Annotated in this window: 18 protein-coding genes; 11 read left to right on the top strand and 7 right to left on the bottom strand. The window is 56.7% G+C overall.

Going from position 1 to position 18,966, the window contains the following annotated elements:
• The first annotated feature begins 26 nt into the window (after window positions 1-26).
• Entirely contained in the window at window positions 27-839 is an 813-nt protein-coding gene (locus AC27VJ_RS07940; protein ID WP_488683548.1) for an ATP-binding cassette domain-containing protein, read from the top strand.
• 3 nt (window positions 840-842) lie between these two features.
• Here the strand turns inward: AC27VJ_RS07940 and AC27VJ_RS07935 are convergent, their stop codons facing one another.
• Window positions 843-1,280 carry an Lrp/AsnC family transcriptional regulator gene (locus tag AC27VJ_RS07935; protein WP_113086555.1) on the bottom strand — a complete coding sequence of 146 codons (438 nt, stop codon included), beginning with the start codon at window positions 1,278-1,280 and terminating at the stop codon, window positions 843-845.
• Window positions 1,281-1,405: 125 nt separating this feature from the next.
• Between AC27VJ_RS07935 and rocF the strand changes: the two genes are divergently transcribed.
• Together rocF and ocd are read left to right on the top strand one after the other, a co-directional pair.
• Window positions 1,406-2,326 (top strand): arginase, encoded by a 921-nt coding sequence (gene rocF, locus AC27VJ_RS07930; protein ID WP_488683547.1) that lies wholly within the window; start codon window positions 1,406-1,408, stop codon window positions 2,324-2,326.
• A gap of 14 nt (window positions 2,327-2,340) precedes the next feature.
• A complete protein-coding gene (gene ocd, locus AC27VJ_RS07925) occupies window positions 2,341-3,429 on the top strand; it encodes an ornithine cyclodeaminase (protein WP_488683800.1) in 1,089 nt (362 codons plus the stop codon).
• Here ocd and AC27VJ_RS07920 read toward each other — a convergent pair.
• Window positions 3,424-4,308 carry a DMT family transporter gene (locus tag AC27VJ_RS07920; protein ID WP_488683546.1) on the bottom strand — a complete coding sequence of 295 codons (885 nt, stop codon included), beginning with the start codon at window positions 4,306-4,308 and terminating at the stop codon, window positions 3,424-3,426. The genes ocd and AC27VJ_RS07920 overlap by 6 nt on opposite strands.
• Before the next feature lie 249 nt (window positions 4,309-4,557).
• Between AC27VJ_RS07920 and AC27VJ_RS07915 the strand changes: the two genes are divergently transcribed.
• The 3 genes from AC27VJ_RS07915 (at window position 4,558) to AC27VJ_RS07905 (ending at window position 8,018) form a co-directional block, all read left to right on the top strand.
• Window positions 4,558-5,706: a mandelate racemase family protein gene (locus AC27VJ_RS07915; protein ID WP_488683545.1), complete on the top strand. Its 1,149-nt coding sequence runs from the start codon at window positions 4,558-4,560 to the stop codon at window positions 5,704-5,706.
• A gap of 7 nt (window positions 5,707-5,713) precedes the next feature.
• Window positions 5,714-6,343: an SGNH/GDSL hydrolase family protein gene (locus AC27VJ_RS07910; RefSeq protein ID WP_488683544.1), complete on the top strand. Its 630-nt coding sequence runs from the start codon at window positions 5,714-5,716 to the stop codon at window positions 6,341-6,343.
• Between the two features lie 76 nt (window positions 6,344-6,419).
• The gene (locus tag AC27VJ_RS07905; protein ID WP_488683543.1) at window positions 6,420-8,018 is read left to right on the top strand and encodes an ABC transporter substrate-binding protein; all 1,599 of its coding nucleotides are present in this window, start codon (window positions 6,420-6,422) and stop codon (window positions 8,016-8,018) included.
• Between the two features lie 78 nt (window positions 8,019-8,096).
• Here the strand turns inward: AC27VJ_RS07905 and AC27VJ_RS07900 are convergent, their stop codons facing one another.
• The 5 genes from AC27VJ_RS07900 to AC27VJ_RS07880 all read right to left on the bottom strand — a co-directional run bounded on the left by AC27VJ_RS07900 (window position 8,097) and on the right by AC27VJ_RS07880 (window position 13,617).
• Window positions 8,097-8,924 (bottom strand): sugar phosphate isomerase/epimerase family protein, encoded by an 828-nt coding sequence (locus AC27VJ_RS07900; RefSeq protein ID WP_488683542.1) that lies wholly within the window; start codon window positions 8,922-8,924, stop codon window positions 8,097-8,099.
• On the bottom strand, window positions 8,921-10,351 hold the full coding sequence (locus tag AC27VJ_RS07895; protein ID WP_488683541.1) for an enolase-like domain-containing protein: 1,431 nt from the start codon (window positions 10,349-10,351) through the stop codon (window positions 8,921-8,923). The genes AC27VJ_RS07900 and AC27VJ_RS07895 overlap by 4 nt, the downstream gene beginning before the upstream one ends.
• A 1-nt stretch (window position 10,352) precedes the next feature.
• Window positions 10,353-11,516 carry a dihydrodipicolinate synthase family protein gene (locus AC27VJ_RS07890; RefSeq protein ID WP_488683540.1) on the bottom strand — a complete coding sequence of 388 codons (1,164 nt, stop codon included), beginning with the start codon at window positions 11,514-11,516 and terminating at the stop codon, window positions 10,353-10,355.
• 10 nt (window positions 11,517-11,526) lie between these two features.
• The gene (locus AC27VJ_RS07885; protein ID WP_488683539.1) at window positions 11,527-12,669 is read right to left on the bottom strand and encodes a Gfo/Idh/MocA family protein; all 1,143 of its coding nucleotides are present in this window, start codon (window positions 12,667-12,669) and stop codon (window positions 11,527-11,529) included.
• Between the two features lie 243 nt (window positions 12,670-12,912).
• On the bottom strand, window positions 12,913-13,617 hold the full coding sequence (locus AC27VJ_RS07880; RefSeq protein WP_353577033.1) for a TetR/AcrR family transcriptional regulator: 705 nt from the start codon (window positions 13,615-13,617) through the stop codon (window positions 12,913-12,915).
• A 121-nt stretch (window positions 13,618-13,738) separates the two neighbouring features.
• Between AC27VJ_RS07880 and AC27VJ_RS07875 the strand changes: the two genes are divergently transcribed.
• From AC27VJ_RS07875 to AC27VJ_RS07855, 5 genes are all read left to right on the top strand, one after another.
• Window positions 13,739-15,028, top strand: coding sequence for an ABC transporter substrate-binding protein (locus tag AC27VJ_RS07875; RefSeq protein WP_488683538.1), 1,290 nt, complete (start codon window positions 13,739-13,741; stop codon window positions 15,026-15,028).
• Between the two features lie 78 nt (window positions 15,029-15,106).
• Window positions 15,107-15,985, top strand: coding sequence for a carbohydrate ABC transporter permease (locus AC27VJ_RS07870; RefSeq protein ID WP_454892355.1), 879 nt, complete (start codon window positions 15,107-15,109; stop codon window positions 15,983-15,985).
• A complete protein-coding gene (locus AC27VJ_RS07865) occupies window positions 15,978-16,853 on the top strand; it encodes a carbohydrate ABC transporter permease (RefSeq protein WP_353577031.1) in 876 nt (291 codons plus the stop codon). Before AC27VJ_RS07870 ends, AC27VJ_RS07865 begins: the two co-directional genes overlap by 8 nt.
• A 19-nt stretch (window positions 16,854-16,872) precedes the next feature.
• Window positions 16,873-17,886, top strand: a complete 1,014-nt coding sequence (locus AC27VJ_RS07860; protein ID WP_488683537.1) for a Gfo/Idh/MocA family protein — start codon at window positions 16,873-16,875, stop codon at window positions 17,884-17,886.
• Entirely contained in the window at window positions 17,879-18,946 is a 1,068-nt protein-coding gene (locus tag AC27VJ_RS07855) for a Gfo/Idh/MocA family protein (RefSeq protein WP_488683536.1), read from the top strand. Before AC27VJ_RS07860 ends, AC27VJ_RS07855 begins: the two co-directional genes overlap by 8 nt.
• Window positions 18,947-18,966 lie beyond the last annotated feature (20 nt).

Below are 18,966 nucleotides of genomic sequence, written 5' to 3'. Positions count from 1 at the left end.
TTCGAAATCTACCCAGCGGAATTCCAATGCCTTTGAATGCCCAGCAAAAGTCCACGCGTATCGACGCGCCACTTCTGTCTCTGTCGGACGTGTCCTTTGCGGTCGAAGGCCGAACATTGCTTCATCCACTGACGTTGAAACTTGGTTCTGGCCGATCCATCGCACTCATTGGTCATAACGGGTCTGGCAAATCGACACTCCTCAAATTGATCGGACGCCAACAGATGCCGACGGGTGGCTCGATTGAATTCGAGGGCAAAGCTTTGAGCGATTGGGGCAACCGGGCCTTCGCGCGCCGGCTTGCCTACATGCCGCAGCGCACGCCATCTGCACCCGGCATGCTGGTCAAGGAACTCGTCGCGCTTGGCCGTTACCCCTGGCACGGCGCGCTCGGACGTTTCGGGCAGGAAGACCGCGACAAGGTGGATGAGGCGATTGAACTGACCGGCATCGGCCAGTTTTCAGATCGCATGGTGGACAGTTTGTCAGGCGGTGAACGCCAGCGCGTCTGGCTCGCCATGCTGGTTGCGCAGGATGCGACCTGCCTTTTGCTGGATGAGCCGATCTCCGCTCTCGATATCGGCCATCAACTGGATGTTCTGGAACTGACCGCCGACCTGTGCCGCAAGAAGGGCATCAGTATCATCATGGTGCTGCATGATATCAACATGGCCGCGCGCTATTGCGATGAAATCGTTGCGCTTCATTCGGGACACTTGATCGCGCATGGAAGGCCGGAGGAGATTATGAACACAGACGAGTTGTTGCGGATTTACGATGTGCCGATGGACATCATCCGCCAGCCCTCGAGCGGCAGGCTGATTGCAATGGCGCGGTAATCTTTACAGTCTGGCTTTCGTGGAGCGCGCAGTCGAAAGCAGCAGGCTGGTTTCGCTGCCTGTAATGCCGGGAACCAGACGAATGCGGCGCAGGACCGAGTCGAAATCCCCCAGAGTTGAAGCGCTGAGTTCCACAATTAAATCCCACCGGCCATTGGTAGAGTGGATTTCCGAAATCTCCGGAAACCCGCCAAGGGCGCGAATGACGCGATCCGTGACGTGCCCTTCGATCTCGATCATCATGATGCCGCGCACCGCCTCTTCCACAGCATCGGCGCGCAATATGACCGTGTAACCAATGATCGCCCCGCTCTGCTCCAGCCGCTCGATGCGGGCGCGCACGGTTGCGCGCGATGTCTCTGTTTCCAGCGCAAGGTCGGATATGCTGCGTCGGCCATTGTGACGCAGAAGCGTGACCAGTTTTTTATCTAGATCGTCCATTGGCGCCATTATGATAAATCGAATTATCAAAATGATAAGTTATGCGGACTGTTTTGCCAATATTCATTGTTCAATCTGCCATGTTGCCGTGGTGAAATTCCCTGAACGGTATAGGGGGAAATTTCATGGAATGCAGGCTTATCGGGGTACCGCTGCAAATCGGTGCAGGCCAACTGGGTTGCGAAATGGGGCCAAGCGCGCTTCGCATTGCCGGGTTGAAAACCGCTCTGGAAGAGCTGGGTCATTCCGTCGTGGATGTAGGCAATGTCGCGCCCGCTGTGTTTCGCGAGTTTAACCATCCCAACAGCGCCGTTCATCATCTTTCGGAAACGGTGGCCTGGACAGAAGCGTTGGTGGAGGTTGCCTACCGCGAAAGCGAAAATGCGATGCCGATATTTTTGGGCGGCGACCATGCCATCTCGGCGGGCAGCGTAACAGGTGTTGCGCGGCGTGCCGCAGAGCGGGGGCGGCCGCTTTTCGTTTTATGGCTGGATGCGCATACGGATTATCACACATTGCAGACCACCCGCAGCGGCAATCTGCATGGCACGCCGGTCGCTTATTATAGCGGTCGCGAAGGGTTCGAAGGTTACTTTCCGCCGGTAACCAACCCCGTCGATCCAGACAATATCTGCATGATCGGCATCCGCAGCGTCGATCCGGCGGAAAGCGCAGCGCTTGGCGAAACCGGCGTTACCATTCATGACATGCGTATGATTGATGAGCACGGCATGGGTGTGCTGTTGCGTGCGTTTCTGGAGCGTGTCGCAACTGCGAACGGCCTGCTGCATGTCAGCCTCGACGTGGATTTCCTCGATCCTTCAATCGCTCCTGCTGTCGGCACCACCGTGCCTGGGGGCGCGACATTCCGGGAAGCGCATCTGGTTATGGAAATGCTGTGTGACAGCGGCTTGGTCTCCAGTCTCGACCTAGTAGAACTCAATCCCTTCCTTGATGAGCGGGGGCGTACAGCACGCTTGATGGTGGACCTGACCGCTAGCCTGATGGGCAAGCGTGTGATGGATCGCCCGACGAGAGCGGGTTGAGGAGGAACAGCATGATGACAGCAACACCCAATCTCAACATCGTCCCATTCATCAGCGTCGATAACATGATGAAGCTGGTTCTGACGGTCGGCATCGACACGTTTCTTCGTGAACTGGCCGATACGATCGAAGAGGATTTCCGCCGCTGGGAGACGTTCGATAAGACTCCGCGGATCGCATCTCACTCGGAAGAGGGCGTCATAGAATTGATGCCGACGAGTGACGGTAAGCTTTACGGCTTCAAATATGTCAACGGGCATCCGAAAAACACGAGACAGGGCAGGCAGACGGTAACCGCTTTCGGTGTTCTCTCAGATGTTGGTAACGGTTACCCGATGCTGCTGACAGAGATGACGATCCTGACGGCGTTGCGGACGTCGGCGACCTCGGCAGTCGCGGCGAAATATCTCGCCCGCAAGGATGCGCGCTCAATGGCCATTATCGGCAATGGCGCGCAGAGCGAATTTCAGGCCCGCGCTTTCAAGGCTATTCTGGGCGTCGATCAGCTCCGGCTTTATGACATCGATCCTGCTGCCAGCCTCAAATGTCAGCGAAATCTGGAGGGGCAGGGATTTTTGACGACGATATGCAAGAGCGCCGAAGAGGCGATCGAAGGTGCCGATATCATCACGACCGTGACGGCGGATAAACAATACGCGACTATTCTGACAGACAACATGGTCGGCCCCGGTGTTCACATCAACGCAGTGGGTGGCGATTGCCCTGGGAAAACAGAGTTGCACAAGGATATTCTGCTCCGCTCCGACATTTTCGTGGAGTACCCGCCACAGACCCGAATCGAAGGCGAAATTCAGCAATTGACGCAGGACCATCCCGTGACCGAGCTCTGGCAGGTGATTACCGGCAAAACGGTTGGGCGAAAGACGGATCGGCAAATCACGCTGTTCGATAGCGTCGGCTTTGCCACTGAAGACTTTTCTGCGCTTCGTTATGTCAGATCGAAGCTTGCCGAGACGGGTCTTTATGAGGAACTGGATTTGCTCGCAGACCCTGACGAGCCCCGCGATCTCTACGGCATGCTTTTGCGCTGCGAAGCATCGACGAAAGCCGCGTCGCCACTCCAGCCCGAAGCAGTATTATAACCGCTCCAATCGTTTTTTGCGGGCCGCCATTTGCTCCCGCCATATGGTGAAAAGGCCAGCGGCAACCACGATTGCCGCGCCGACCACCATATGCGTGCTCAGCACTTCCCCATAAAAGCTGACACCGAGAATGGAAACCAGCACCAGCTGATAATAGGAAAAAGGCTGGACGGACGCGGCATCCGCAAGCTCAAAGGCGCGGATCAGCAGATAGTGGCCGCTCATGCCGGTTATGCACAGCGCCAGCATCCAGCCCCAGTCATAGGACGCCATGTTTACCCAGTAAAATGGCCCGACCAGCGTCAAGGCAATAGCGCCGGGAACACCGGTGTAGAAGAAGCTTGTCATCGCTTTGTCCGTGCGGCTGGCGAGCCGCGTCAGCACGCCGTAGAGGCCAAGCAGGAATGCCGCGGCAAATGTCACGATTAGTATCGGGTCAAAGCCGTTTTCGTCGGGTTTGAGAATGACGAGGACGCCGAGAAAGCCGACGAGAATGGCCGACCAGCGCTTCCAGCCGACCTGCTCGCTCAAAATAGGGACGGACAAGGCGGCAACGATCAATGGCGTAGAGGCGAGAATGGAATGGGTGTGAGCCAGACCCACAGCCGCGAAGGATATGATCGAAAGAACGATCTGGACCGCGAGAATGACGCCGCGACTTGCCTGTAGCCAGAACCGGTTCGTGGCGACAGCCTGCCGAATTCCACCTTTCGATCTCAACGCAAGAATGGTCACGAACACGGCGAAGGCCCAATAGCGCAGCATCGTCACGAATATGGGCGGATAGGCGGAACCAAGATGTTTCGAGATGCCATCCTGCGCAGCAAAAATCGTGAAAGCCGCTAACGCGTAAAGATAACCTACGGATTGAGGAGGCATTGGGAACTCTGATTGGGCAGACGATGAGCGGAGATGTCTGAACCTCTTAGACGATTATTGCCGGATGCAAAACAGAGAAAGTGAGGGATTTCGATGTGCTGGCATCAATTGCCGCAAGTCTAAATTAGCCTCTCCAACAAATAAGTGCCAAAAACAACATGTCATACATGTTTGACAATTATTCGAATATCTGTCTAATAAGAAGCACAGTAGATTGCCGTTGGCCGCCGGGCTGCATTGGGAGGACAGATGATTATTACCGACGTCGAAGTGCGAGTGTTCAAGACGACAACGCGTCGCCATTCCGATAGCGCCGGCCACGCTCATCCCGGTCCTGCGCATCAGGTAGAGCAGGCGATGCTGACGATCCGCACCGAAGACGGCAAAGAAGGTCACTCTTTTACGGCGCCGGAGATCGTGCGGTCGCATGTCATCGAGAAATTCGTGAAAAAGGTGCTGATCGGCGAGGATCACCGCGACCGTGAGCGCTTGTGGCAAGACCTTGCCCACTGGCAGCGCGGCTCTGCGGCGCAGTTGACGGACCGCACCTTAGCCGTCGTAGACTGCGCCTTGTGGGATCTGGCGGGTCGCTCACTCAACCAACCTGTATACAAGTTGATTGGTGGTTATCGCGACAAGGTGCTGGCCTATGGCTCTATCATGTGCGGAGACGAGCTGGAGGGCGGTCTGGCGACGCCGGAAGACTACGGTCGTTTCGCCGAGACGCTGGTCAAGCGCGGCTATAAAGGCATCAAGCTGCACACTTGGATGCCACCTGTCAGTTGGGCTCCAGATGTGAAGATGGATTTGAAGGCCTGCGCCGCCGTTCGCGAAGCGGTCGGTCCGGATATTAGCCTGATGATCGATGCCTTCCACTGGTATTCCCGCACGGACGCAATGGCGCTGGGTCGCGGTCTTGAAAAGCTCGATTTCGACTGGATCGAGGAGCCGATGGATGAGCAGTCCATGTCATCCTACAAATGGCTGGCCGATAATCTCGACATTCCCGTCGTTGGTCCGGAAAGCGCCGCCGGCAAGCACTGGCACCGCGCGGAGTGGCTGAAGGCGGGTGCCTGCGATATTCTCAGAACCGGCGTCAACGACGTCGGTGGCATCACGCCCGCGCTGAAGACAATGCATCTGGCCGAAGCCTTTGGCGTGGAGTGCGAGGTCCACGGCAATACGGCGATGAACCTGCATGTGGTGGCCGCAACGAAGAACTGCCGATGGTATGAGCGCGGCTTGCTTCACCCCTTCCTCGAATATGATGACGGCTTCGATTACCTGAAGTCGCTGTCCGACCCGATGGATAAGGACGGCTTTGTGCATGTGCCGGATCGTCCCGGTCTTGGTGAGGACATAGATTTCAATTTCATCGAGAACAACCGCGTAAGGTAATGTTGCGATGAAGACCATACTTGCATTTGGCGATAGCCTGACATGGGGCGCAGACCCGGAAACTGGACTGCGCCACCCGCCGCAATATCGCTGGCCGGAGGTGCTGGAAGCCGAGTTTGCTGGTGAGGCGAAGGTTCTGGCGGAAGGCCTGGGCGGGCGCACCACGTGTTATGACGACCATGCTGGCCCGGCCTGCCGCAACGGTGCAAAAGCGTTGGAAGTTGCGCTGGCCAGCCACATGCCGCTCGATCTCGTCATCATCATGCTGGGAACAAATGATCTGAAACCCGTTCACGGTGGACAAGCTGAGACTGCCGTATCCGGCATGCGACGCCTGGCCCAGATCGTGGAGACCTTTCCCTACAAGCCGCGCTTAGCGCTGCCGAAAGTGCTCATCGTTGCACCACCGCCATGTGTTGCGGGGCCAGCCGGTGCGCCAGCGGCGGGACGGAGAATTGCCGAGTCTGAACGTCTGGCGCCGCTTTACGAGAAGCTTGCCGGTGAAACCAACTGCGCATTTTTCGATGCAGGTACGGTTGCGCGCGCGTCATCGGTCGATGGCGTTCACCTCGACGCCGAGACAACTGCAAAAATAGGGCGGGCGCTTGTTGCACCCGTTCGCGCCATTTTGTGCTGATCAGCATCGCTGCAGAGGAGTGTGGCCTGATCGTAATTTGAACGCCGTCATGAAACACGGCTCATTGGGAGGAAACATGAGACAGTTTTTTACAACAGTAGCGCTCGGTGCCTTGTTGATCGGTGCCATGCCGCTGAGTTCTCTGGCGGAAACGCCGAAGGATCAGCTGGTCGTTGCAACGACCATGAGCAACATTCTGACGCTCGACCCTGCCGCCATCACGGGTCGCGAGACCGTTCAGGTTTTGAATAACGTTTATGACACACTGGTCATTCTCTCCGAGAAAGACCGAAGCGTTCAGCCCCGCCTTGCCGAGCGCTGGGAAATCTCCGAAGATCGCAACTCCATCACGTTTCACCTGCGCAAGGATGCAAAGTTTGCATCCGGCAATCCGGTCACGGCCAATGATGTCGCCTGGAGCCTGAAGCGCGTTCTTACCCGCAATCTGGCGCAGTCCTCCTTCCTCAAAACTCGCGGTTACAAGGTCGAGGATGCGGACAAGCTGTTCGTTGCCAAGGATGAATACACATTCGTTCTGAACATGCCAAAGCCGGATGACCCGAACCTGTTGCTGATGATCCTTGGTCAGAATGGACCGGGTTCGATCCTTGATAGCAAAGCCGTGCTGGAACACGAAAAGGACGGAGATCTCGGAGCCGGTTGGCTGACCTTGAACTCCGCAGGTTCTGGTCCTTTCAAACTGGGACAATGGAAATCCAACGAGTTCATTATTCTCACCCGTAACGACGATTACTGGGGTGAAAAGCCTGCCATGAAGCGGGTGTTGATGCGCCACTTGCCGGAATCGCAGTCGCAGCGCCTCATGCTGGAAAAAGGTGACATCGATGTTGCCTACTCTCTGCAGGCGCCGGACTTGAAGTCACTTGAGGCCGACAAGGAAATCGCCATCGAATCCACGCCGGGTTCGGGCTTCTATTACCTTGGCGTTTCGATGAAGGACGAGCGTTACGCGAACAAGAAAGTGCGCGAAGCCCTTCGTTATCTGATCGATTATGAAGGTCTGGATAAGGCCGTCATGCCCTATTACGGCAAGCTGCACCAGCGCCCGATCAGCACTGGGGTTCTTGGCGCTCTGCCGGACGAAGGTTTCAAACTGGATATAGCAAAGGCAAAGGCTCTGCTTGCAGAAGCCGGATATCCAAACGGCTTTAAAACGACGCTGCGCGTGCTGTCCGAAGATCCGTTCATGAAGGCCGCGACCGCAATACAGAACACGCTGGGTCAGGCTGGTATTCAGGCTGAACTGATCAGCGGTTCCGGCGACCAGATTTACGGCGCGATGCGTGACCGTAAGTTCGAATTGCTCGTCGGTCGTGGCGGCGGTGGGCAGCAGCCGCACCCGGACAACAATCTACGCGCCATGGTCTATAATCCGAACAATGCCGACGAGGCAAAGCTCACGAATTATCAAGGCTGGCGCACGAGCTTCTACGATGAAAAGTTGAACAAGATGATCGAGCAGGCACTTGTCGAGCGCGACCCTGCCAAGCAGGCCAAGGCTTACGAAGACATTCAGGCCTATATGGATGAGCTGGTCATTTCGATCCAGCCGTTCTCGGAAGTGGTGGATACGGCGGCTTATCGCAGCGATGTCAAAGGCATGATCGTCAGCCCCTGGTATTCGCGTTTTGAAGTCGTGACCAAGGAGCGGTAATCGCTTCAAAGCGATGACGCAAAACAAAGGGCGCGTGGTTTACGCGCCCTTTTTTTGATGTCGTCAGGGAAATCTAATTCAAGGCTGGCAGACAGTCTGATAACGCTCAACGACGGTCGACAGCACTTCATCGATAGGCCGGGCGTTCCAGTTATAGGAGAATATCTCCACCTCTTGCGGGCCGAAAAAGCCAGCCTTTTCGATCATCCGGCGGAAGCCCTTGAGGTCGATAACACCGTCACCCATCATGCCACGGTCATTGAGCGGGTCCGTTGTCGGCACCAGCCAGTCGCAGATGTGATGAGCAAATATCTGGCCATTGCGACCGGCCCGGGCAACCTGCTCTTCCAGCTCCGGGTCCCACCATACGTGATAGACATCGATCGCAACGCCGGTGCCTTCACCCAATTTATCGCACAGGTCGAGCGATTGCTTCAGCGTGTTGAAGCAGGCGCGATCTGCTGCATAGAACGGATGCAGTGGTTCTATGGCGAGTGGAATGCCAGCCTGTCTGGCATAGGGCAGAAGCTCTGCCATGCCGTCTTCCACCATCTGCCGCGCGCCTTTGATGTCTTTTGATCCGGCTGGCAAGCCACCGACCACCAGCACAAGGCAATCGGCATTCAAGGCTTGGGCCTCATCCACTGCGCGCTTGTTGTCCTCGATGGCGTTGCGGCGTCCTTCCGCGTCTGGCGCGGGAAAAAATCCGCCACGGCAATGTCCGCTGAGGCGAATGCCATTCTGTGCCACGATGCGCGCCGCTTCGTCCAGCCCGACGCCATGCACCTGGTCTCGCCAAGGGGAGATGGTGGTGATGCCCTGTGCCAAGCAGGCATCCACCAGCGTGCCGAACGATCCGCCCTGCTTGATGGTGGCGAAATTGATGGAAAGACCTTCAAGGCTCATGCGGCATTCTCCTTTTCTTGAAGCGTCTGAAATGTTGCCTGCCCAGCGGCTTGCGCGACGCCCAGGCCCTTGGCCGTCAGAACCGTATCGAGCGAAAGCTGGCCGTTCTGGATCGTCAGACGCGCATGCCCTTGATGATCGCGGTAGAGATCGCCATGGGCGGAAAGCCACGCGGCATTCTCCGGGGCAGATGCGCCCTGCATGCCATCGACATAATGGTGCCCGTTGCGCTCGATGTGTCCGAGGTTGAGAAGCGATGCCAGTGCCAGATCCTGCTGCACGGCAATGCCCGCCTGCGTCGTCAAATCTTCAGCCGACATGAAATAGCCACCACCCGTTTCCGCATTCCATTTCTCAACCCGCATCTTGTTGAGAAGCGAGCGATAGAAACCCTTGCAGGATTTGGAAGAGACGCCGAGATAGCCCTGTTCGCGCGCTTCGAGAAACGCATCTTTAGTGCCGTCGGATTCATCGATTTCCAGCGCCACCCGCTTGGCCAGCGTCTTGACAGGTTGAGACAGCGCCACAGTACGAATGATCGGTTGCTCCACGAAAAGCAGCGATTGCCGCAGCCTTGCGAGTGCGGGCTCTTTCTCGATGCGGTCCATCAGATCGATGACGGCGGCTTCATCAGCAAATTGTTCGTTGCCATCCAGTGTGGCTTTGTAAGCCGGTAATCGATCGAGGACAGCGGCGATATCCTTCAATCGTTCCGTATCTTCCTGCGGTCTGCCGGAAACTTTCAGTTTGAAATACTTGATGCCGTAGGTCTCGATCTCTTCGCTCAGGCACTCGGGCAAGCCATCGTCGCGACGAGGCCCGCTTATCTGTTGTGGTGTCAGCGGATCGATGTAACCGACGGTGTGGCGTAGATAGAGAGTCTTCTGTGGTTTCAGTTGCTTTAGAAAACCGGCCACGTCAAACCCATTGAGATCGGGTGTAGTCGACAGGTCGATGTCGGGGAGGTTTGACTTGATCACTTCCACCAGCGGCAGATCATGCAGCCTGCAAAGCGCATCCAGAATGGCGCGATCCACCAGTGCCAGACCGAACGAGGCGATCAGTCCGTTGAGATTTTCCGATGCTGCCTGCGCGTGCTGCTGTGGTTCCAGCGTTGAGTGAAGACCGAAGGCTGAGGAAGCAGGAGTTTCTCTGGCAAGTGCTGCCGCCATGTGCACCGAGCGGCGTAGCTGCTGCTCATTATCCGCATTGCTGAGGGTAGGGTTTTTGTCGAACCATTTTGGCACCATCAACTCGGCGGAATAACCAGTGGCGATCCGCCCCTGCGCATCCTCGATATCGATGCAGAGAAAAATCTGCGCAGCTTCGGTCACAGTCGCCGCTCCGAAACGGAACGGCATCCGCATGGTCAGGCGCCGCTCGAAAATCGAGGTATCCTTGACCTTTAATATTGGCACTCCAGCCATCTCAATGCACACCCCTGACCGAGAGAATCGCCTTCATGCGTCGCGTAGCATCATCCGGGTCAGCGAGCACATTTGCCTTGTCCGCCAGCCGGAAAAGCTCGGCAAGATGGAGGGTGGAGCGCGTGCTTTCCTGCCCGCCGATCATGGTGAAATGGTCCTGCAATCCGTTGAGATAGGCCAGGAATACGACGCCGGTTTTGTAGAAGCGCGTAGGGGCTTTGAAGATGTGCCGCGACAGCGCAACGGTCGGCTCGAGGATATCGAAGAACTCGTTATTTGCCCCGCGCTTCAAGCTCGCCAACGCCTTGGACGCTGCCGGAGCAATCGCATCGAAAATGCCGAGCAGGGCATCGGAATGCCCCTGTTCGTCGCCCGCAATCAGTTCCGCATAGTTGAAGTCATCGCCCGTATACATACGAACCCCCGCTGGCAGGCGGCGGCGCATGGTGATTTCCTTTTCTTTCGACAGAAGCGAAATCTTGATGCCGTCGATCTTGTTCGCATTGGCCTTGAGCATCTCAAGGCATGTGTCCATCGCAGTCATGTGGTCACTAGAACCCCAATAGCCCTCAAGCGCAGGGTCGAACATTTCACCGAGCCAGTGGATGACAACTTTCTCCTTGGCCTGCGCCAGCACGCGGGCATAGGTTTCCAGATAATCGTCGGGCGATTTTGCGCTGGCGGCCAGCGCGCGGCTTGCCATTAAAATCACGCGACCGCCTTCGCCTTGCACGAAATCCAGCTGTTCTTGATAGGCATCGACAATCTGATCGAGATTATAGCCCGTGCCGGTCAGGTGATCCGTACCGACGCCGCAGGCAATCAGTGCGTCCTTCCGGCTCGCGGCTTCTTTCAAGGCCCTGGAGATCAACTCCTGTGCCTGCGGCCATGCCAGCCCCATGCCGCGTTGGGCCGTGTCCATGGCTTCCGCCACGCCCAAACCCAAATCCCACAGCCGGTGCCGGAAGCGAAGCGTGGCGTCCCAATCGATTGCCGGTGTCAGCCAGGGGTCGTTATCGGCAAACGGGTCGGCCACCACATGGGCAGCGGCAAAAGCAATGCGATTGAAATCTGCCGCACTGCGTTTTTCCAGAGCAATAGGCGTGCCGCTCAGTGCGTAAAGCTCAATCGAGCGGTCTTCTGTGGGCAGGTTGAGTTGGGTCATGTGAACCTCCTCAAGCGATGGCCGGAACGTCGAGCCAGCGGCGCTCCTTCCAAGATTTCAGACCGAGTTCGGCAAGCTGCACACCCTTGACGCCTTCCATCAGCCCGTAAGGCCATGGGTCGTTGTCTACCAGATGCCGCACGAACATTTCCCACTGGGCCTTGAAGCCGTTGTCGTAGACGACATTGTCCGGCACTTCCTGCCATGTCTTGTAGAAATCGATGGTCTGCGGCTGGTCCGGGTTCCAGACGGGCTTTGGCGTGTTGGTGCGGTGCTGCGTGAAGCACTTCGTCAGGCCCGCAACGGCAGAGCCATGGGTGCCATCCACCTGAAATGTTACGAGGTCATCACGGCGAACGCGCACGGCCCAGGATGAATTGATGTGGGCAATGACGCCGCCTTCGAGTTCGAACGTTGCATAGGCGGCATCATCCGCATCGGCAACATAAGCGTTGCCCTGTTCATCGAAACGCTGCGGAATGTGCGTTGCACCAAGGCAGCTGACGGCTTTGACTTCGCCGAACAGATTGTCGAGCACATAGCGCCAGTGGCACAGCATATCGAGAATGATGCCGCCGCCGTCTTTTGCGCGGTAGTTCCAGGAGGGGCGCTGGGCTGGTTGCCAGTCGCCTTCGAAAACCCAGTAGCCAAACTCTCCGCGCACGGAAAGAATTTTGCCGAAGAAACCGCTGTCGCGCAGCATGGCCAACTTGCGAAGGCCGGGCAGGAAAAGCTTGTCCTGCACCACGCCATGCTTGATGCCAGCACTTTCGGCTAGCTTCGCCACGGCAATTGCCTCTTCCATATTATCGGAGATAGGCTTTTCGCAGTACACATTCTTCCCGGCCTTGATCGCTTTGGTCAGAAGGCTGCCGCGCATCTGGGTGGTCCCAGCGTCGAAAAACAGCGTATCGTCAGGGTTCGCCAGTGCCGCATCGATATCCGTCGTCCAACGGGCGACATTGTGCTTTTTGGCAATCGCCTCGATTTTCTCGCCATTTCGACCCACCAGAATGGGGTCGAGCATGACCTTCTCGCCGCTCTTGAGCGTTACGCCGCCCTGGTCGCGGATTGCGAGAACGGAACGAACAAGATGCTGATTATATCCCATGCGGCCAGTGATGCCGTGCATGATGACGCCGATACGTTGCATGAAACCTCCTCCAAGAGCGCCCCACTCCCGTCAGGGCACAGTCTTCCGGTTAGAATTTGTAACCATTTGGTTATTTGTGGTCGCGAAAGGATGTTTCTGTCAAGAGGATTTTGATGCGAAAATTGACCGAGGAAATGATACGGAAAAATCTGTAGGGCTTCGTCGCGACTACCCTAACATTCGATATTTCGCATGTGCGAAGATAAGGATGGTTGTTCTTATTGGGTAATTTGGAATGGCCGCTCAGATTGGCCGCAGTGCAGCAATAACTGTGTTCACGATATGCTGGCCCCAACGCTCCAGTTCTGCGGGGGCTGCGAGGTCTCGCTGAAAGATCGTAGACAGCGTAAAGCGGTTCGAAAGATAGAAAAATCCGAGCGACGCGATCGTTAGATATACGTCAACAGGATCCAGCCCGGGCCGAAAATCGCCGGTTCCTTCGCCGCGCCGCAAAACGTCCTTCAACTCCGAAATGAAGTTGGAATGCATCTCCGGTATGAAGTCGGACTGGCGCAAGTATCTGGCCTGATTGAGGTTTTCAGTCGCCAGAATGCTGAGAAATTCCGGATGGTCGAGAAAATAATGCCATGTGAACAGGGCAAGTTCTCTTAGACCCTCTACCGGTGGTTTGCGGGCGAGGTCCAGTCGGTGTTCTGCATTGCGGATGTGCTGGTAGGCGTCTTCCAGAACCGCGAGATACAGTGCGTCCTTGTCTCCGAAGTAGTGGTAGATCATCCGTTTGTTGGTGCCTGCGCGTCTTGCCACCACATCGATGCGCGCGCCCGCAAGCCCCTTGGCCGCAACTTCGCGACGGGCGGCTTCCAGAATGGCGGCACGGGTACGTTCCGGATTGCGAGATTGAGCTGCAGCTTTTTTGCGCGCCGGTGCCGCCTTTTGAACGGGCTCGTCGTCTGCTTTTTCCGAAACTGTTTTGCCGGTGTCATCCATGTTTAATGGCCGCTTGACAATGTTGCTGATCAATGATCCCATGTAACCAGATAGTTATAAAACGGCAAGCGCTGTTTACCATCATCATTCAATTTGGCAGTCAATTAGGGAGGAGTTGCCAATGTCCATGATGCTTCAAAGACGTGCTGTTCTATCAGCGGGTCTCGCGGCTTTGTCTTTGGCGACGGTGGGTGGAGGACCCGCTTTCGCACAGGCAGCCCGCCTTCGCCTTCTCTGGTGGGGCTCGCAGGAACGAGCAGACCGCACCAACAAGGCAATTGCGGCTTACAAGCAGGTAAAACCTGACCTTGCCATTGCTGGCGAGTTTGCGGGGTGGTCGGATTATTGGCCGCGTCTGGCCACACAGGTCGCGGGCCGCAATGCGCCGGACCTGATCCAGATGGATTATCGTTACATTTTTGAATATGCCCGCCGTGGCGCTCTCGCTCCGCTGGATGAGTATCTTGGCAAGGCTCTGAAAATCGATGATTTCGGTGCGCCGAATATCGATTCAGGTCGCGTGGATGGGAAACTTTACGGCATCAATCTCGGCGTGAACTCCAGTGCGGTCTTTTATGATGCGGCGGGCTGGGAAAAGACCGGTGTTAAGCCGCCGAGCGCCGGGCAGACATGGGAAGAATTCGTCAAAAGCGCCACGGAATTTGGCAAGAACAAACCGAAGCCCGGCTATTTCGCTACGGCGGATGCCAGCGGCGTCGAGCCGAGTTTCGAAAACTGGCTTCGCCAGCAGAACAAGGCGCTATTCAGTGAAGAAGGCGCACTTGGTTATGACGCCAAGGATGCGGGTGACTGGTTCACCATGTGGGCCGATATGCGCAAGGCAGGCGCCTGCGTGCCAGCCGACATTCAGGCTCTCGACCAGCTGAACATCGAAAGCAACGCCTTGACCACAGGCAAGGCCGCGACAGCCTTCGCTCATTCCAACCAGTTCGTCGGTTATCAGGCGGTCAACAAGGCCAAGCTCTCGATCACGTCCTACCCCAAGGTGTCCAAGGATTCACCGTCCGGTCATTATCTCAAGCCATCGATGCTGATGAGCGTGGCCAATGGCAGTGCCGTTATCGAGGCAGCCGTCGAGTTCATCAACTTCCTCGTGGCCGTTCCGGAAGGCGTGGATATTCTGGGCGTGGAGCGTGGCGTTCCGGCGTCGGAATCCATGCGTAACCAGCTCAGCCCCAAACTCAACGACGTCAGCAAAGCCATGGTCGAATATATTGCCGAGGTTACGCCGGGCGTTGGACCTCTGCCACCAGCACCACCTCCGGGCGCCGGTGAATTTGCTTTCGTGCTGAAGCGGACCGCCGAAGAGGTTGCTTTCGGCAGAATGACGCCGGAGCAGGGCGGAAAGCAGCTCGTTACAGAAGCGGAAACAGTTATCAAACGGAAGTAACGATCAATGGCGTTTCGATCCGATACGATAGCGAGGGAGGGCCGCTCTGCGGCTCTTCCCAAGGGTGGACTGCGAAAGATGTTCGATCGCAACGTCCACGCCTACGTTTTCCTGCTGCCATGGCTGATCGGCTTTTTTGGATTGACGCTTGGCCCCGCTCTGGCCTCGCTGTATCTCTCCTTTACGAATTACGATCTGCTGCAGTCACCGGATTGGGTGGGCGCGTCCAACTATGTTCGGATCGCCACGGCAGACCCGAAATTTGCAGCGGCCATGAAGGTGACCTTCACCTACGTTCTTCTCTCGGTCCCGCTGAAACTCATCTTCGCGCTGATGGTGGCGATGGCCTTCAATCGCGGCATGAAAGGGCTGACGCTTTACCGCGCCGTCTTCTATCTGCCGTCGCTCTTGGGCTCCAGCGTTGCCATCGCCGTTCTCTGGCGCCAGCTTTTCGCCTCGGATGGTCTGGTCAACATGGTGCTGTGGCAGCTGTTTGGCTATGAAGGTCCTAGCTGGATTTCCAACCCTGACTATTCCATCTACACGCTGGTCATCCTGTCGGTCTGGCAGTTCGGTTCGCCGATGATCATCTTCCTCGCCGGTCTGCGACAGATTCCGCAGGACATGTATGAGGCGGCGGAGATGGATGGTGCAGGCAAGATGCGCCAGTTCTTCCGCATCACGCTGCCGCTGCTGACACCCGTTATCTTCTTCAACGCTGTGATACAGACCATCGATGCCTTCAAGGCATTCACCCCTGCCTTCATCATCTCCGAAGGCTCCGGCGGGCCGATCAACTCGACCCTGTTTTATACGCTCTATCTCTATCAGGAAGCGTTCGGCTTCTTCCGCATGGGCTATGCCTCGGCTCTGGCCTGGATTCTGGTCGTCATCATCTCGCTCTTCACGGCCTTTTCCTTCCTTAGCGCGCGATATTGGGTGCATTACGATGACTGATGCCGTTACCTCCCTTCGCCCCGGTCAGGCGGTGCAACGCCCGCTTTGGAAATCAGTGCTTCTGCACACTGCGCTGATCCTTGCATCCATCGCCATGATGTACCCCATCCTTTGGATGATATCCGGTTCTTTCCGCCCGCAGGACGAGTTGTTCGGATCGTCGTCGCTCATTCCCTCGGCGCTTGATCTTGGCGGGTATATTCGCGGTTGGACCGGACTTCAGGTGTCCTTCGGGCAGTTCTTCTGGAACTCGTTCTTCATCGCCGTGCTTGCGACCATCGGCAATGTCGTCGGCTGCTCGTTGGCGGCCTTCGCCTTTGCTCGCCTTCGTTTCGGCGGGCGGAATTTCTGGTTCGCGCTGATGTTGGGCACCTTGATGCTGCCCTATCATGTGGTGCTGATCCCGCAATATATCCTGTTTCTGGAAATGGGCTGGGTCAACACGTCGCTTCCATTGATCGTCCCGAAATATCTGGCGACAGATGCTTTCTTCATCTTCCTTATGGTGCAGTTCTTCCGGGGCATTCCGCGAGAGCTGGACGAGGCTGCTGTCATGGATGGATGTAGCCCCTTCCGCATCTACTGGAAAATCATGCTGCCGTTATCCTCGCCGGTTCTGGCAACCGCGGCCATCTTTTCCTTCATCTGGACCTGGGATGATTTCTTCGGGCCGCTGATCTACCTCAACGATATCAATACCTACACCGTGCAGCTTGGCCTTCGATCCTTCGTGGATTCCACCGGCAGCTCGGATTGGACGGCGCTGTTTGCCATGTCTAACCTTTCACTGATCCCCGTTTTCCTTTTCTTCCTCTTCTTCCAGCGCCTCCTTATCGAGGGCATCGCCACCACAGGCATGAAACGCTGACACATCAAGGCATTGGACAATGAAACCCGTTCGATTTGCGACAATCGGTATCAACCACAATCACATATTCGGCCAGACGAACTGCCTGTTGAATGCAGGCGCTGAACTCGTCGGCTTCCACGCCATCGAAGATGATCTGGCAAAGGAATATGCCGAGACGTTTTCAGGCGTGCAGCGTGTCGATGACAAGCGCAGACTGCTGGACGATCCGTCCATCGACCTCATCATCAGCGCCGCCATTCCCGATGAGCGCGCGCCTCTTGCCATCGACGCCATGCGCGCTGGCAAGGATGTGATGGTGGACAAGCCGGGCATGGTAACGCTCGCTCAGTTGGATGAGGTCAGAAAAGTCCAGGGAGAGACAGGCCGTATTTTTTCGGTGCTGTATTCCGAACATTTCGAAAACCGCGCCACCGTCAAGGCTGGCGAGCTGATTGCCGCCGGTGCCATCGGCAAAGTCGTATCCACCGCCGGTTTCGGGCCGCACCGCCTGCGTGCCAGCACACGACCGGACTGGTTTTTCGAGCGGCAGCGTTATGGCGGCATTCTGGTGGATATCGCGTCGCACCAGTGCGAGCAGTTCCTATTTTTCACCAATTCGGACACTGCCGACATTCTCTCGGCCAAAGTCTCGAACCGCGCAAATCCGCAATCGCCGGGTTTGCAGGATAGCGGCGATATTCATCTTTCCACCAGGGATGCGGACGGCTTCATTCGTGTAGACTGGTTTACGCCAGACGGGTTGCCAAGCTGGGGCGATGGACGTCTGTTCATAACAGGCACGGAAGGCGCGATCGAAATTCGCAAGAATGTCGATATTGCCGGGCGCGATGGCGGCAATCACCTGTTCCTGACCGACAAAACCAGCGTTCGGCACTTCGATTGTGCGGATGTGCCCTTGCCCTATGGGCCGCAGCTTCTGGACGATATTCGCAACCGCACGCAAACGGCCATGCCGCAGGCCCGCTGCTTTGCGGCGATGGAGATTGCGCTGAAAGCCCAGCAGATCGCGGAGGGTCGCCAGAATGGCTAAGCGTTATAGAGTTGGCGTCATCGGCTGCGGCATCGGTCGATCCCATATCGAGGAAGGATATGCGGCGCATCCGGATAAATACGAAGTTGCCGTCCTGTGTGACCTCGACGAAGCGCGGTTGAATGCGGTTGCCGATGAATTCAACGTGCAAGGCCGCACCCGGTCTTCCGATGAATTGATGGCGATGGAGGACATCGACATCATCGATATCTGCACGCCACCTGCCATTCACACGAAGCTCATTCTTCAAGCTCTGGCCGCTGGCAAACATGTGGTGTGTGAAAAGCCGCTGACGGGTTCGCTGGCGGAACTGGATGAGGTCGTTGCAGCGGAAAAGAGTGCCAAGGGCACTCTGATGCCGATCTATCAGTATCGCTACGGCGATGGTGTGCAGCAGGCCCGCCGCATCATCGAAAGCGGTCTGGCCGGAAAGCCGTATGTCGGCACCGCCGAAACGCTGTGGAAACGGGACGCGGCCTATTATGACAATCCCTGGCGTGGGAAATGGGCGACTGAACTGGGTGGCACCTTGATGACACATGCCATCCACCTTCACGATATGCTGACTTATCTCATGGGGCCGGTTGAGCGTGTGTTTGCCCGCACAGATACCCGCGTCAATAATATCGAGGTTGAGGATTGTGTGTCTGCAAGCCTGCTGATGAAGAACGGCGCGCTGGTGTCTCTCACCACCACACTCGGCTCTCAGGAAGAAATCAGCCGTCTACGTTTGGCTTTTGAAAATGTCACCTTCGAAAGCAATCACGCCGCCTATTCGCCGGGTGACGGCCCTTGGCGCATCCTTCCAGCCAACGAGGAGATTGGCCAGAAGATCGACGCGCTGTTGGCGGACATGCCGCCGGTTGGTCGGCGCTTTACCGGGCAGATGGAGGCTTTTTATCATGCGCTGGAAAAGGGCGAACCGGCGCCGGTTCGCACATCGGATGCGCGGGGCTCTCTGGAGCTCATCGCAGCAATCTATCACTCCAGTGATACGAATTCGGATGTCACCCTGCCCATCACCACAGGTCATCCAAAATACATAAGCTGGCGACCTTAATCGCGGGGCGGAGGAACGAT

Source organism: Agrobacterium sp. 20P9.1.2, assembly GCF_057799395.1.
Note: the sequence above shows the minus strand (reverse complement) of the source record. Positions and strands in the feature narration are given on the sequence as shown.

What these genes read in the sequence shown, in the direction of transcription:
- AC27VJ_RS07940 (WP_488683548.1), top strand. Translation starts at nt 27, where the DNA reads ATGCCTTTGAATGCCCAGCAAAAGTCCACGCGTATCGACGCGCCACTT.
- AC27VJ_RS07935 (WP_113086555.1), bottom strand. Translation starts at nt 1,280, where the DNA reads ATGGACGATCTAGATAAAAAACTGGTCACGCTTCTGCGTCACAATGGC.
- rocF (WP_488683547.1), top strand. Translation starts at nt 1,406, where the DNA reads ATGGAATGCAGGCTTATCGGGGTACCGCTGCAAATCGGTGCAGGCCAA.
- ocd (WP_488683800.1), top strand. Translation starts at nt 2,341, where the DNA reads ATGACAGCAACACCCAATCTCAACATCGTCCCATTCATCAGCGTCGAT.
- AC27VJ_RS07920 (WP_488683546.1), bottom strand. Translation starts at nt 4,308, where the DNA reads ATGCCTCCTCAATCCGTAGGTTATCTTTACGCGTTAGCGGCTTTCACG.
- AC27VJ_RS07915 (WP_488683545.1), top strand. Translation starts at nt 4,558, where the DNA reads ATGATTATTACCGACGTCGAAGTGCGAGTGTTCAAGACGACAACGCGT.
- AC27VJ_RS07910 (WP_488683544.1), top strand. Translation starts at nt 5,714, where the DNA reads ATGAAGACCATACTTGCATTTGGCGATAGCCTGACATGGGGCGCAGAC.
- AC27VJ_RS07905 (WP_488683543.1), top strand. Translation starts at nt 6,420, where the DNA reads ATGAGACAGTTTTTTACAACAGTAGCGCTCGGTGCCTTGTTGATCGGT.
- AC27VJ_RS07900 (WP_488683542.1), bottom strand. Translation starts at nt 8,924, where the DNA reads ATGAGCCTTGAAGGTCTTTCCATCAATTTCGCCACCATCAAGCAGGGC.
- AC27VJ_RS07895 (WP_488683541.1), bottom strand. Translation starts at nt 10,351, where the DNA reads ATGGCTGGAGTGCCAATATTAAAGGTCAAGGATACCTCGATTTTCGAG.
- AC27VJ_RS07890 (WP_488683540.1), bottom strand. Translation starts at nt 11,516, where the DNA reads ATGACCCAACTCAACCTGCCCACAGAAGACCGCTCGATTGAGCTTTAC.
- AC27VJ_RS07885 (WP_488683539.1), bottom strand. Translation starts at nt 12,669, where the DNA reads ATGCAACGTATCGGCGTCATCATGCACGGCATCACTGGCCGCATGGGA.
- AC27VJ_RS07880 (WP_353577033.1), bottom strand. Translation starts at nt 13,617, where the DNA reads ATGGATGACACCGGCAAAACAGTTTCGGAAAAAGCAGACGACGAGCCC.
- AC27VJ_RS07875 (WP_488683538.1), top strand. Translation starts at nt 13,739, where the DNA reads ATGTCCATGATGCTTCAAAGACGTGCTGTTCTATCAGCGGGTCTCGCG.
- AC27VJ_RS07870 (WP_454892355.1), top strand. Translation starts at nt 15,107, where the DNA reads ATGTTCGATCGCAACGTCCACGCCTACGTTTTCCTGCTGCCATGGCTG.
- AC27VJ_RS07865 (WP_353577031.1), top strand. Translation starts at nt 15,978, where the DNA reads ATGACTGATGCCGTTACCTCCCTTCGCCCCGGTCAGGCGGTGCAACGC.
- AC27VJ_RS07860 (WP_488683537.1), top strand. Translation starts at nt 16,873, where the DNA reads ATGAAACCCGTTCGATTTGCGACAATCGGTATCAACCACAATCACATA.
- AC27VJ_RS07855 (WP_488683536.1), top strand. Translation starts at nt 17,879, where the DNA reads ATGGCTAAGCGTTATAGAGTTGGCGTCATCGGCTGCGGCATCGGTCGA.